This window comes from Pseudomonas sp. H3_C08, assembly GCF_054669455.1.
This window is the reverse complement of record NZ_CP162803.1, coordinates 1,250,182-1,263,165: the sequence shown is the minus strand read 5'-3', so window position 1 is coordinate 1,263,165 and position 12,984 is coordinate 1,250,182. Positions and strand designations below refer to the sequence as shown.

Genomic DNA, 12,984 nt, shown 5'->3' with positions numbered 1-12,984 from the left:
CGGCTTACCCCAGACTCAGCGGCGTCGAACGCTGGCGTACGCCGGTCAGCGCGAACAAGGCATTGGCGATGGCCGGCACTACCGAAGGGCTGCCCAACTCGCCGACGCCACCGGGCTTACTCGGCTCGCCATTCAACACGACGATGTCGGTGGCCGGCATGTCGGACATGCGCATCACCCGGTAATCGTGGAAATTGCTCTGCACCACCCGGCCCTGTTTGATGTCGAGCCGATCGAACAACGCATGGCCAAGTCCCCACATCAGACCGCCGTAGATCTGTTCCTCGACACCGCCCGGCGAAACCGCCAGACCGCAATCGACCACACAGGTGAGTTTCTCGACCTGGGCCTTGCCATCAACCGTTGCCACTCGCGCAACCACCGCAATAAAACTGGTGTAACCCTGATTGGTCGCGATCCCCAGCGCCGTGCCCGGCGGCAACGGTTTGCCCCAACCGGCGCGCTCGGCAGCCTGCTTGAGCACGGCCACATGTCGTGGCCGCTCCTGCATATTGGCCAGCCGGAACGCCAATGGATCTTCGCCAGCGGCGTGGGCCAGCTCATCCATGAAGCTTTCCACGGCGAACACGTTGGGGATGAAGCTCACCGAGCGATACCAGCCGCTGGGCACGTGGCTTTCATGCTTGACCCAGTTCAGTTCCAGGTGCGGCGGTCGATAGGCGAAGTCCCACGCGGTGATCGCCTCGGTGGTGCTGTAATCCATATGGTCCGGCCGTTCGAAGTAACCCGGCTCCCACTGCTCCGGCGAGGCCGGCGACACCGCGTGCAGTTGCAGCGCGGTGAGTTTGCCCTGGGCGTCGAGCGCGCCTTTGACTCGATGCAAGGTCGCGGGGTGATTGAACAGCGCGTGCATTTCGTCCTCGCGACTGTTGAGCAGTTTCACCGGTACACCGGTTTTCTGCGCCAGATACGCGACTTCGAACAACCAGTATTTAGCCTCCCGCGCGCCGAAGCTGCCGCCGGAGACCACTTCATGAATGGTCACGTTGGCCTTGTCGATGCCGCACACGGTTTGCGCCGCTTCCAGTGCCGAGGACGGCACCTGCACACCGCCCCAGTAAGTGATCGCTTTGTCCTTGACGTGGGCGGTGATGCAGATCGGTTCCAGCGGGTTTTGCACCTTGTAGGGCATGGTGTAATCGGCTTCGATCAGCTTCGCCGCGCCTGACCATTGCCCGGCGACATCACCCTGGGCCATGGCTTTGACGGTTTGTGCTTGCGGATCGCCGATGGCCTTGACCTGCGCGCTGGAGAGTTGCTCGCTGTCGAACCCGGCCAAGGGCGAATCGCTCCATTTGATCGCCAGCAGATTGCGCCCCTGCTGCGCGGCCCAGAACGTATCCGCCAACACAGCGACGCCTTCCTGATTGCCGCCGAGCACATCAGGGCGCCCCGCAATCGCCAGCACTTTGCGCACGCCCGGCACCTGCAACGCGGCCGCTGAGTCGACGCTGAGCACTGTCGATCCAACCACCGGCGCGCGCTGAATCACGGCGACCAGCATGTCTGGCAATTGCACGTCGATGCTGTACTTGAATTGCCCGCAGACCTTGGCCCCCGCATCACGTTTGTGGCGCAGTTTGCCAATGTATTTGAACTGCGCCGGATCCTTCAGCTTGACGTTTTTCGGGGCTGGCAGATTCGCCGCGACGCCGACCAGTTCGCCGTAACCGAGGCTGCGTTTGTTCGCAATGTGAACGACCCGACCTTCTTCGGTGGTGCAACTGTCAGGGCTGACTTTCCACTGCTTGGCGGCTGCCGTGATCAGTAGCGCCCGCGCCATGGCTCCGGCCATGCGCAGGCGCTCGTATTCCAGGGAAACACTGGTGCTGCCGCCAGTGGAAAAGACCTTCCAGACCGGATGAATGTAAGTCTCGAAAAACGGATCTTCCGGGGTGATGACCTGCACGGTCATCGGGTTGACGTCCAGTTCTTCCGCCACGCACGCGGCCAGCGCTGTTTGCGTGCCGGTGCCGGAGTCGTGCTTGTGCACCACCAGTTTCACCGTGCCGTCGGGAAAGATGCGCACCCAGGCATTGGGTTCGAATTCACTCGCCGGGGCCGGCGCTTTTGGGTCAGTCGCCGCCATGCCACCCGGCAGATAAAGGGCAATCGCCAAGCCCGAAGCAACCGTCGCCGCTTGCTTGAGAAACACTCGCCGCGGCAATTCTATGCGGCTGTCGTCGATAAGGCTCATCACGCCTCCTTCGGCGCATTCGCCGCGCGTTTGATCGCTTTGTTGATGCGCCCGTAAGTGCCGCAGCGGCAGATATTCCCGGACATCGCGTTGCGGATCGAATCGTCGGTCACCGCCGCACCGGTGTTGAGCAACGCGGCGGCGGACATGATCTGCCCGGATTGACAGTAACCGCATTGCGGCACATCTTCGGCGATCCAGGCCAGTTGCAACGGGTGGTTTTGCGTCGGCGACAAACCTTCGATGGTGGTGATGCGGTGGCCCGCGACGGCCACCGCCGGCAATTGGCAGGAACGTACCGCGACGCCGTCCAGGTGCACGGTGCAGGCACCGCACAGGCCCATGCCGCAACCGAACTTGGTGCCGGTGAGTTTCAGTTGATCACGCAGTACCCATAACAAGGGCATGGAGGAGGACGCTTCATCCAGCTCGCGTCGTTCGCCGTTAACCGTGAATGCAATCATTGTCAGGCTCCAAAAGAGCGGCCCGTCTTTGTGCGGGCCTGGTGACCGATTATTGGAACCCCGGGCAAAACGCGGCCAGCGACGATTTCTGCCAACCGCTGTAAGCAGGACTAACAACATGTACAAGCGATACCCGTCGGTGCAGTCCATGAGCGCGTTTATCCACGCGGCGCGCAGCGGCAGTTTCTCCAGTGCTGCGCGCAAGCTCGATCTGACCCACAGCGCCATCAGTCAGCAGATCCGCGCGCTGGAAGATTTCATCGGCCAGCCGCTGTTCGTGCGTGAAGGTGGCGGCAGCAATCTGACCGACGCCGGGCAGTTGTTTGCCAGTGTGCTGTCGGACGGTCTGGCGCAGATTGATCGCGCCTTGTCCTCGGTGAAAAACCGCAGCATGGCGCAACGCCTGACCCTCGACGTCGACAGTGAACTGGCGCAGAGCTGGCTCAATCCGCGCCTGCCGCAGCTGCTCGATGAACTGCCGGATTACGAAGTGACGCTGCTGTCGATGCCGCGCAGTGATCGCAGCACGTTTGAGCGAGTGGATCTGGCGTTGCGTTATGGCTATGGCGATTGGGACGACTGCGAGATTACGCAGATTTGTGGCGATCGGGTATTGGCGGTGGCTTCGCCAGAGTTGCTGGAACGCTATGGTTTGCAAGTGCCGCTTAGCCCGGCGCAGATCCTGCAGTTGCCGCTATTGGGGTATACGCGGCGGTCGTGGATTCCATGGCTGGATGCGGCTGGGATGACACCGACCGAACCGTCGGCGCGGGTGATTTTTGATAATGCGGCGAATCTGATTGCGGCGGCTGAGGCCGGCGTTGGTGCGGGGTTGGTGCGTGGATTACTGGCGGCTGATGCATTGCGCTGTGGGCGATTGGTGGCGTTGAACGAGGCGCAGATTGCGGCGCATTACAACCTTTATGCGGTGTGGCCGCATGGGCAGGCGGAGCGTGTGGCGCCGGTGGTTGATGCGGTTAGACAGTTAGTCCTGTGTACGCTTGAGAACCCTGCCCTCACCCTAGCCCTCTCCCAGAGGTAGAGGGGACCGATCGGGGAATATTGGCGAATGACACCGACGTGCACCTCCTGCTGGGAATCCATAATCGACTGGTTCTTTCAGGTCGATGTCAGGCACGAGACACCTCGGTAGGCTCCCTCTCCTTCCTGGAAATTGAGAGAACTGATTGGGGGATATTGACGAATTACACCGACTTGAGAGATCAGCATTGAATCCATAATCGACTCGGTCTTTCAGGTCGATGTCAGGCACAAGACACCTCGGTCGGCTCCCTCTCCCTCCGGGCGGTCCGACGTTTCGGGAGGGCTGGGGTGAGGGTAGCTCTTGATCTGCCCATATCGCCCAAGTATCACCACCGCGCCCAATTAATATTGTACGAACCCAACCCCGCCTTCCAATACTCGCCCTCAGCAACCACCCACCCGGGCCGGATGCGAACAGGCGAGGGAATGCGCATGTCTTGCGCATAGCAACGGCCGATTGCCCGGGACGTGGATGCCGAGAGCCGCAAGGCTCCCTTCCCCGCTATCAGGAGATCGACTGCAATGATCATCGATATCAGCTGCTATCCCACGGATCTCGTGGACCTCGCCTGGAGGCATGACGGTGACCCGTTCACCGGCGAGCGTCTGCTGGAGATGATGGATGGCCCGTACATGGTCAACGGCAAGCCGCGCCGTATCGACAAAGCCTTCATCCAGCCGCCGCAAGGCAACACGATTTACACCTGGACCGACGGCGACCTTACCGGCCGCGAATCCATCGACGCCTACATGGCCTACACCCTGAAAATGGTCCAGACCTACCCGGACCGCTTCATCGGCTGCTTCGTCTACAACCCGCGCTGCGGTGTGGAAAACGGCGTCGAGGCGATCGAGCGCTACGTCAAGGAACACGGTTTCGGCATGGTGCAGATGCAGGCCAACATGCATGCCTACCGGCCTGACCGTGCACTTGACTGGGTGCGCCCATGCTTCGAGAAATGCGCCGAGCTGGGCATTCCGGTCAAGCTGCACACCGGCGATGGGCCTTACAGCATCCCGTCGGAATGGGTGCCGATGATCAAGGAGTTTCCCAACGTCAATTTCATCATGGCCCACTTCGGCGTGCAGACCGGCGGCGTCTATGTGTTCGAACCGATGCAATGGGCGATGGAATTGCCCAACGTCTACTGCGAATCCGGCTGGTGCCTGCAATCGCGGATCGTCGAATTCGCCAAGGTCTTGCCGACGCACAAGATCCTCTTCGGCACCGACACGCCACCGAACGAACCGGGCATGTGGCTGCGCCTGCTCGAAGTGCTCTGCCACGAGCCGCCGCAAGGCCTGAACCTCGACGAGGACACCCTCGAAGAATACCTGGGCAACAACACCGCGCGGATGATCGGCCTCGAACCGACCCCGCCACCGCGTTCCGTTTCCGAAGCAGAGGCGCAACTCAAGCGTCCCGTCACTACTCAACTGGCCAGGAGCTGAACCGATGATCATCGACACCCATCTGCACCCCACCAATCTGGTCGACGAGGCCTGGCGCCACACCGGCGAACCGTTCACCGGTGAGCGCATGCTCAAGTTGATGGACGGCCCGTACATGATCAACGGCAAACCGCGCCGCATCGACATGGGTTTCATCCAGCCGCCACCGGGCAACACCGGTTATCGCGACGGCAACCGCCGGGGCCGCGAGGGCGTGCGCGATTACATGTCGTACATCGCCGAACTGTGCATGAAGTACCCGGATCGCTTTATCGGCAACTTCAACTTCAACCCGCGCTGGGGGCCGGAAAACGGTGCGGCGGAGCTGGAATTCCACATCAAGGAATACGGCTTCAAGATGCTCAAACTGCACGCCAACATGCACGGCTATCGCCCGGATCGCGCACTCGACTGGTTGCGCCCGGCGATGAAGGTCTGCGCCAAGTACAACATCGTTGTGCTGATCCACACCGGCGACGGCCCGTACACGATTCCGACGATGTTCTACCCGATCATCCGCGAGTTTCCGATGGTCAATTTCATCATCGGCCACTTCGGTATCCAGACTGGTGGCAACTACTCATTCGAAGCGTTCTGGATGGCCATGGACACGCCGAACGTTTACTGCGAATCGGGCTGGTGCTTCCAGTCGCGGATCGTCGAATTCGCCAAGGAGCTGCCGCGCAACAAGATCGTGTTCGGCACCGATTCGCCGCCGAACGAACCGGGCATGTGGCTGCGCGAACTTGAGGTGTTGTGCTCACCGGCGCCGCAAGGTCTGGGCATCGATGAGGATCATCTCGAAGACTACCTGGGCAACAACATCGCCCGGTTGTGCGGGATCGAACCGACGCCACCGCCCAAGGATCTGGTCGAGGCCGACATACGCCTGACCACAACCTATCTGTAGCCATACACAAAACCTGTGGGAGCGAGCTTGCTCGCGAATGCGGTGTGTCATTCAACAACGATGGTGACTGAATCAATGCCTTCGCGAGCAAGCTCGCTCCCACAGGGTTCGTTGCCAGAATTTAAAAGCACAGCGACTTTACAGGCACGAAGATGACCCGGCGTTCGCTCGACCGGCAGGCCAACGGCTGGCCGCGCGATCGCCCTCTCACCCCTGCGTGCCTGCTTTTTACGAGGTGACACCATGACCCGTTCGACGCTCGGCGATTCTCAGGACTTTCACGTGTTCATCGACGCCTATCGCCGTGAGTACCCGGACGATGTGCTGACTGTCACCCCAGCGATTTCCGCCGATCAGGACGTCACCGCCCTGGTCGATGCCCTCGCCACCCAAGGTCGCGATCCACTGCTGATCTGCGAACACGTCGGCAACCTCGGTGTGCCGGTGGCGACCAATCTGTTTGCCTCCCGAACCCGCATTGCCCGGCTGTTCGGCGTCACTGCGGCGCAACTGCACGAAACCTTCCAGACCCGCGCCAACCAGCCCATCGCACCACGCTATGTGGAGAGCGGTCCGATCCTCGATGAGGTCTTCGAAGGCGAAGCGCTGGACCTGGCGCTGCTGCCGATGCTCAAACATTTCGCCAGCGATCGCGGCCCATACATCACTAACGCCATCATCATTGCCGAGGACCCGCTGACCGGCATCGCCAACATGAGCTATCACCGCTCGATGCGCCACGCCCGGCAAGCACTTGCGACCAGCCTGCATTCCCGTGGGCACTTGTGGCGGATGTTGCAGACCGCTCGCGAGCGTGGCGAAGAGTTGCGCGTGGCGATGGTCGTCGGTGCGCATCCGTTGTTCATGCTCGCCGCTGCTGCGCGCTTGCCTTATGGCGCCGATGAACGTGCCGTCGCTGGCGGGCTGTTCGGCGCGCCGCTGGAGCTGGTGAAAACCCCACGCTACGGCATCGGTGTGCCGGCGTATGCCGAGTTCGTGCTGGAGGGTGCGATCGACCCGGCGGCCTACGCCGAGGAAGGCCCGTTCGGTGAATTCAGCGGTTACTCCTCGGATCGTTCGACCAACAACGTGCTGCGCGTGGATACGCTGTTAAAGCGCAAAGACGCTTGGCTGGTCGACGTCATGGGCGGCCGCTACGCCGAACACCTGACCCTTGCCCGCCTGCCGCGCGAAGCGGAAATGAGCGAGAAGCTGAAAGCGCGTTTCCCCGCCGTCACCGCCGTACATTACCCCAATTCCGGCACGCACTTTCACTGTTACGTGGCGCTGGATCAGAGTCGCGACGGTGAGGCGCGGCAGATCATGCTCGCCTTGCTCGGCTGGGATCCGTACCTGAAAACCGTGATCGCGGTGGACAGCGACATCGACATCAGCGATGACAGCCAGGTGCTGTGGGCGCTGGCCACGCATTTCCAGCCGCATCTGGATATTTTTACCATTGATGGCTTGCCGGGCAGTCCGCTCGATCCATCGTCCTCGGTGATTGGCACCACCTCGCGGATGGGCCTCGATGCAACTCGCGGTTCCGGGTTTGACGGAATCAAGGCGCAGCTCGATCAAGAGGTACTCGAACGCGCGCGGGTTCTGCTCAAAGGACTTGAATCATGAACCGCCAGCGGATGGTGGTCGGTATCAGCGGCGCGTCCGGGTTTATCTATGGCGTGCGACTCCTGCAATTGCTCGCCGAGCTGAACATCGAAAGCCACCTGATCATCAGCCGTGCCGCGCTGCTGACCATGGCCCACGAAACCGACTACAAACTCGCCGACGTCACTGCGCTGGCCAGTCATTACCACCGCGCCGATGACGTCGCCGCCGGGATCGCCAGCGGATCGTTTCGCTGCCTCGGGATGGTGGTTGCGCCGTGCTCGATGAGGACGTTGGCGGAGATTGCCAACGGCACGTCCTCGGGGCTGATCAGCCGCGCCGCCGACGTCACGCTCAAGGAACGTCGCACGCTGGTGTTGATGGCCCGCGAAACGCCGCTGACCCTCGCCCACCTGCGCAACATGACTGCCGTTACCGAGATGGGCGGGATCATCGCCCCGCCGGTGCCCGCCTTGTATGCCCGCCCGGAAAGCCTTGCGCAAATGGTCGACCACAGCCTCGGTCGCGTGCTCGATCTGTTTGGTCTCGATGCGGGCGTCGCCACCCGCTGGCGAGAACACACAACCCCCTGTAGGAGTGAGCCTGCTCGCGATGACGTTGTATCAATCACATAAATGTCGGCTGATACACCGCCATCGCGAGCAGGCTCACTCCTACAGAAAAGCAGCATCACCCGAATTCAGTGTGCACCGGTCAATCAAAGGAGCCTCACCATGAACACCCCCTTCAACGCCCCAACCCGCAACACCAAAATCCCTGTAACCATCCTCACTGGTTTCCTCGGTGCCGGTAAAACCACCCTGCTCAATTACATCCTCAAGGAAAACCACGGCCGCAAAATCGCCGTGATCGAAAACGAGTTCGGCGAAGTCGGTATCGACGGCGACCTCGTCCTCAGCTCCGAGACCGAAGAAATCTACGAGATGGTCAACGGCTGCGTGTGCTGCACTGCCGAGGTTCGCGAGGACCTGGTGCGCATCGTCCGCGAACTGGTGGCGCGGCCGGTGCGCCTCGATCACATCCTCATCGAAACCAGTGGCCTGGCCGATCCGTATCCAGTGGCGCAGAGCTTCTTCATCAATGACCCGATCGCCGAAGAAGTAGAACTCGACGCGATCGTCACCATGGTCGACGCCAAACACATCGCTCAGCATTTGGAGGATCTGCAACTCGATGGCGTCGACAATCAGGCGGTGGATCAGATTGTCTGCGCCGACCGGATCGTCATCAACAAGGTTGATCTGGTCAGCAGCGACGAGGTGGACGTTCTGCGCGGCAAGATCCGTGGCTTGAACGCCACAGCGGATCTGGTGACCTCGACCCATGCGCAAATCGACCTGACGAAAATCCTCGGCATCGGCGCATTCGAATGCACGCAGAAGCTCATGGAAATCGGTGCTGAACCTGAGCACCACGACCACCACGATCATCATCACGAAGCGCCCGATCACGAACACGATCCAAGCGTGTCATCAGTGGGCATCGCCGTGGACGGCGCAGTCAACCTGATGGCCTTCCACCGCTGGATCAGCGAACTACGTTCCTCTCAGGCCGACAATCTGTACCGCATGAAAGGCGTGCTGGCGGTGGCCAACGAGGACCAGCGCTACGTGCTGCAAGGCGTGCACAGTCTGGTGGAATTCCGCGCCTCGACCGCGTGGGGCACGGAGCCCCGCTCGAGCAAGATCGTATTCATCGGCCGCGACCTCGACCGCGCGGCGCTGAACCAGGGCTTCGCCGCCTGCCTGGCAGGCTGAAACAAGGCATCGGAGCCGGTGGATGGCGGCTTCGCAGCACGAATGACTGATGTTCGCCACTTGGGGCTGCACAAGTCCCTGTGGGAGCGAGCTTGCTCGCGAAGAGGCCGTCACATTCAACCTCTCAGTTGACTGACATATTGCCTTCGCGAGCAAGCTCGCTCCCACAGGGTTCCACTGTGTCCTTGAGCTGATCGGCATCAGACGAATACCCCTCTCTACCGCATAAAAACAGCCAGAGGTGTTTCCCCATGTCGTCAGCCCCATCTCCAACGCAATCCGCCGCCACCGTGCACCCCGTCGACCGCATTTTACCGGTGCGACAGATGCTCACCCTCGGCCTGCAACACATGGCCGTGTCGTACATCGGCGCCATCGCCGTGCCGTTGATTGTCGCCAGTGCCTTGAAAATGTCCCATGCCGACACGGTGGTGCTGATCAGCACCACGCTGTTCTGCTCGGGCATCGCCACCCTGTTGCAAACCGTTGGTTTCTGGAAATTCGGCGTGCGCCTGCCAATTCTGCAAGGCGTGGCGTTCAGTAGCGTCGGCCCGGTGATCGCCATCGGCAGCAACCCGGAGGTGGGCTTTGCCGGAGTCTGCGGGGCGGTGATCGGAGCCGGGTTGTTCACCATGCTGATGGCGCCGTTCGTGGGTCGATTGCGGCGATTTTTTCCGCCGGTGGTGACCGGTTGCATCGTCACCGTGATCGGCTTGCAGTTGTTCCCGATTGCCTATGAATGGGTCGGCGGCGGGCGCAACGCGAGCAACTTCGGCGCCCCGGCGTTTCTCGGTGTGGCGGTGGTGGTGTTGCTGACGATTCTGCTGGTCAACCGCTACGGCAGCCCGCTACTGCGCAACATGGCGGTGCTGATCGGCATGCTGATCGGTGCAGGCCTCGCGTATGGCCTCGGCATGGGCAGTTTCCACAGCGTCGAAGAAGCGCCGTGGCTGACCGTACCCTACCCGTTCTATTTCGGCCTGCCGACTTTCAGCCTGATCCCGATCGCGACCATGGTGGTGGTGATGATCGTGCAGATGGTCGAGTCGATGGGGCTGTTCGTGGCCATCGGCGACATCGTTGAAAAACCGGTCGAGGACAAACAAGTCATCAATGGCCTGCGCGCCAACGGCCTGGCCAGCACCATCGCCGGGATGTTCGCCGCGTTTCCGTTTATCGCCTTCATGGAAAACGTCGGCCTGGTGATTCTGACCGGCGTGCGCAGCCGTTGGGTGGTCGCAGTCAGCGGCCTGCTGATGTGCTCGATTGCCCTGGTGCCGAAGGCCGGCGCAATCATCGCCTCGATGCCGACCGCTGCCCTCGGTGGCGCTGGCATTGCGATGTTCGGCGTGGTCGCGGCGGCGGGCATTCAGACCCTCGCCAAAGTCGACTACGAGCGCAATCGCTACAACGTGCTGATCGTCGGTTTCACCATCGCCGCCGCGCTGGTACCGGTGCTCGCGCCAACCTTGTTCAAACAACTCCCAGAGTGGTCGCAGCCGTTCCTGCACAGCAGCGTGGTCATCGCCTGCCTGGTGTCGGTGCTGCTCAACGCCGCGCTGAATGGCGTCAGTGTGGCGGAAACCACCGCCAGCAAATCCGCCTCGCACATCCTTTAGTTTGGAGCTGCCCATGACTCAACTTCAGAACATCCTGATCAAGCACCCGGTCGCGGTGATGACCGGCCTGCGCGGCCCCCGCGCGCGGGCCGGTGCCGTGGACATCCGCGTGGTCAATGGCCGCATTGCCGAAATGGCTGCGAACCTTGAGCCACAACCCGGCGAACGGGTGATCGACGCGCGCAACTGCGTGGTCTACCCGGGCTGGATCAACACCCACCATCACCTGTTCCAGAACCTGCTCAAAGCCGTGCCCGAAGGTTTGAATCAAGACCTGCAAGGCTGGCTGGCCAGCGTGCCCTACCCGCGCCTTAACCGCTTTACCCCGCAACTGGCGCGGATCGCCGCGCGGTTGGGCATGGTCGAATTGCTGCTGTCCGGCGTCACCACCTGCGCCGATCACCATTATCTCTACCACGCCCACGGCAGCACCGAGACCGGTGATCTGCTGTTCGATCTGGCGGATGAGTTTGGCCTGCGCTTTGTCCTGTGCCGTGGCGGCGCGCTGGAGTCGGCGAGCGCCCATCCGGGCTTCTCGAAAACCGCGCTGCAACCGGAAAGCCTTGAGCAAATGGTCGGCGATATCGAACGGTTGAAATCGCGGTACCACCAGGACACCCCGGACGCGATGCGTCGCGTGGTGGTCGCCCCGACCACGCCAACGTTCTCGCTGCCGCCAACCCTGTTGCGCGAACTCGCGCACACCGCGCGCGGCCTTGGCTTACGCCTGCACACACACTTATCGGAAACGCAAAACTACGTGAATTTCTGCCGCGAAAAATACAATTGCCTGCCGGTGGAATTCGTCGCCGAGCACGAATGGCTCGGCCCGGACGTCTGGTTCGCCCATGCCGTGCATCTACAACCCGGTGAAATCCGCATGCTCGCGCAGACCGGCACCGGCGTCTCCCACTGCCCGGTGAGTAACGCTCGGCTGGGCAGCGGCGTGGCGCCTGTGCCGCAGATGTATGAGGCCGGCGTGCCGATTTCCCTGGGAGTGGATGGCGTAGCCTCGAACGAGTCCGGAAGCATGGTTGGCGAAGCCAACACTGCATGGCTGATCCACCGCGCAGAACAAGGCGCCTCGGCGACCACGGTGGAAGATGTCATTCACTGGGGCACGGCGGGCGGCGCGCAAGTGCTAGGCCTCGGCGCCGTTGGCACACTTGAAGTCGGTCAGGCGGCGGATCTGGTGATCTACAGCCTCGACCATCCACGCTTCTATGGCTTCCACGACAGCGCCGTCGCGCCCGTGGTAGCGGGTGAACCGATCACGGTGAAATACAGCCTGGTCAGCGGCCGCGTGGTCGTGGAGAACGGCGTGATTCCGGGCCTGGACATCGAACGCATGCGCGCCGAAGCATGGGAAGGTGTGCAGCAACTGATGAACGTCGACGACTGATTCCAATCCACCACAACTTCAATGTGGGAGCGAGCCTGCTCGCGAAGGCATATTGTCAGCCACTGCAACATTGACTGATCCAACGCTTTCGCGAGCAGGCTCGCTCCCACATAAAGCCGTCGCATTCGCGACTTCCTGCTTTCTCGACTAACGTTATTACCTCATCGGACAGAGCCCCTGCCCGCAACACCGGGCTCTTGATCAAGGAGAGACTGATGACGTCGCGTCGCAACATCGAACAGACCTATCGCACCTGGTCCAGCCCGATTCTGCTGGAGCTGAAAAAGCGTGAACACCAAATGGCGCCCGTCGAGCGTCAGGCACTTGAGAATGTTTTGCTGGAAAGAAGGTTGCTGGACATCGGCGGCCCGGAGGGTATTGAACGTCGTCGAAACAGCGGTGCCTGACACTGCGCTTTCGCGAGCAGGCTCGCTCCCACAGGGTTTAGGGTTGCTCACAAAATTTGTGTTCATCCGCAATCACTGTGGG

At 61.4% G+C, this 12,984-nt stretch carries 11 protein-coding genes; 9 read left to right on the top strand and 2 right to left on the bottom strand.

The window, feature by feature from the left end:
• Positions 1-4: 4 nt before the first annotated feature.
• Together AB4N74_RS05850 and AB4N74_RS05845 are read right to left on the bottom strand one after the other, a co-directional pair.
• Complete coding sequence (locus AB4N74_RS05850; protein ID WP_460098651.1) at positions 5-2,218, bottom strand: xanthine dehydrogenase family protein molybdopterin-binding subunit; 2,214 nt, start codon at positions 2,216-2,218, stop codon at positions 5-7.
• Positions 2,218-2,682, bottom strand: a complete 465-nt coding sequence (locus tag AB4N74_RS05845; protein WP_460098649.1) for a (2Fe-2S)-binding protein — start codon at positions 2,680-2,682, stop codon at positions 2,218-2,220. The genes AB4N74_RS05850 and AB4N74_RS05845 overlap by 1 nt, the downstream gene beginning before the upstream one ends.
• Positions 2,683-2,800: 118 nt before the next feature.
• Here AB4N74_RS05845 and AB4N74_RS05840 point away from each other — a divergent pair, with 118 nt between their 5' ends.
• The 9 genes from AB4N74_RS05840 (at position 2,801) to AB4N74_RS05800 (ending at position 12,902) form a co-directional block, all read left to right on the top strand.
• Complete coding sequence (locus AB4N74_RS05840; RefSeq protein WP_460098647.1) at positions 2,801-3,724, top strand: LysR substrate-binding domain-containing protein; 924 nt, start codon at positions 2,801-2,803, stop codon at positions 3,722-3,724.
• A gap of 524 nt (positions 3,725-4,248) precedes the next feature.
• Positions 4,249-5,178: an amidohydrolase family protein gene (locus AB4N74_RS05835; RefSeq protein WP_099758662.1), complete on the top strand. Its 930-nt coding sequence runs from the start codon at positions 4,249-4,251 to the stop codon at positions 5,176-5,178.
• 4 nt (positions 5,179-5,182) lie between these two features.
• A complete protein-coding gene (locus AB4N74_RS05830) occupies positions 5,183-6,088 on the top strand; it encodes an amidohydrolase family protein (protein WP_034152486.1) in 906 nt (301 codons plus the stop codon).
• A 243-nt stretch (positions 6,089-6,331) separates the two neighbouring features.
• Complete coding sequence (locus tag AB4N74_RS05825; RefSeq protein ID WP_460098644.1) at positions 6,332-7,717, top strand: UbiD family decarboxylase; 1,386 nt, start codon at positions 6,332-6,334, stop codon at positions 7,715-7,717.
• Entirely contained in the window at positions 7,714-8,331 is a 618-nt protein-coding gene (locus tag AB4N74_RS05820) for a UbiX family flavin prenyltransferase (protein WP_460098642.1), read from the top strand. Before AB4N74_RS05825 ends, AB4N74_RS05820 begins: the two co-directional genes overlap by 4 nt.
• 99 nt (positions 8,332-8,430) lie before the next feature.
• Entirely contained in the window at positions 8,431-9,474 is a 1,044-nt protein-coding gene (locus AB4N74_RS05815) for a CobW family GTP-binding protein (protein WP_257358202.1), read from the top strand.
• Positions 9,475-9,725: 251 nt separating this feature from the next.
• Positions 9,726-11,093, top strand: coding sequence for a nucleobase:cation symporter-2 family protein (locus AB4N74_RS05810; protein ID WP_093438891.1), 1,368 nt, complete (start codon positions 9,726-9,728; stop codon positions 11,091-11,093).
• Positions 11,094-11,106: 13 nt separating this feature from the next.
• Entirely contained in the window at positions 11,107-12,495 is a 1,389-nt protein-coding gene (locus AB4N74_RS05805) for an amidohydrolase family protein (protein ID WP_460098639.1), read from the top strand.
• Between the two features lie 215 nt (positions 12,496-12,710).
• A complete protein-coding gene (locus AB4N74_RS05800; RefSeq protein ID WP_077572215.1) occupies positions 12,711-12,902 on the top strand; it encodes a hypothetical protein in 192 nt (63 codons plus the stop codon).
• The last annotated feature ends 82 nt before the right edge of the window (positions 12,903-12,984 follow it).

Bases quoted from the DNA above. Each gene is read 5' to 3' on its own strand.
- AB4N74_RS05835 (WP_099758662.1), top strand. From the start codon at position 4,249: ATGATCATCGATATCAGCTGCTATCCCACGGATCTCGTGGACCTCGCC.
- AB4N74_RS05840 (WP_460098647.1), top strand. From the start codon at position 2,801: ATGTACAAGCGATACCCGTCGGTGCAGTCCATGAGCGCGTTTATCCAC.
- AB4N74_RS05805 (WP_460098639.1), top strand. From the start codon at position 11,107: ATGACTCAACTTCAGAACATCCTGATCAAGCACCCGGTCGCGGTGATG.
- AB4N74_RS05825 (WP_460098644.1), top strand. From the start codon at position 6,332: ATGACCCGTTCGACGCTCGGCGATTCTCAGGACTTTCACGTGTTCATC.
- AB4N74_RS05815 (WP_257358202.1), top strand. From the start codon at position 8,431: ATGAACACCCCCTTCAACGCCCCAACCCGCAACACCAAAATCCCTGTA.
- AB4N74_RS05845 (WP_460098649.1), bottom strand. From the start codon at position 2,682: ATGATTGCATTCACGGTTAACGGCGAACGACGCGAGCTGGATGAAGCG.
- AB4N74_RS05850 (WP_460098651.1), bottom strand. From the start codon at position 2,218: ATGAGCCTTATCGACGACAGCCGCATAGAATTGCCGCGGCGAGTGTTT.
- AB4N74_RS05820 (WP_460098642.1), top strand. From the start codon at position 7,714: ATGAACCGCCAGCGGATGGTGGTCGGTATCAGCGGCGCGTCCGGGTTT.
- AB4N74_RS05800 (WP_077572215.1), top strand. From the start codon at position 12,711: ATGACGTCGCGTCGCAACATCGAACAGACCTATCGCACCTGGTCCAGC.
- AB4N74_RS05810 (WP_093438891.1), top strand. From the start codon at position 9,726: ATGTCGTCAGCCCCATCTCCAACGCAATCCGCCGCCACCGTGCACCCC.
- AB4N74_RS05830 (WP_034152486.1), top strand. From the start codon at position 5,183: ATGATCATCGACACCCATCTGCACCCCACCAATCTGGTCGACGAGGCC.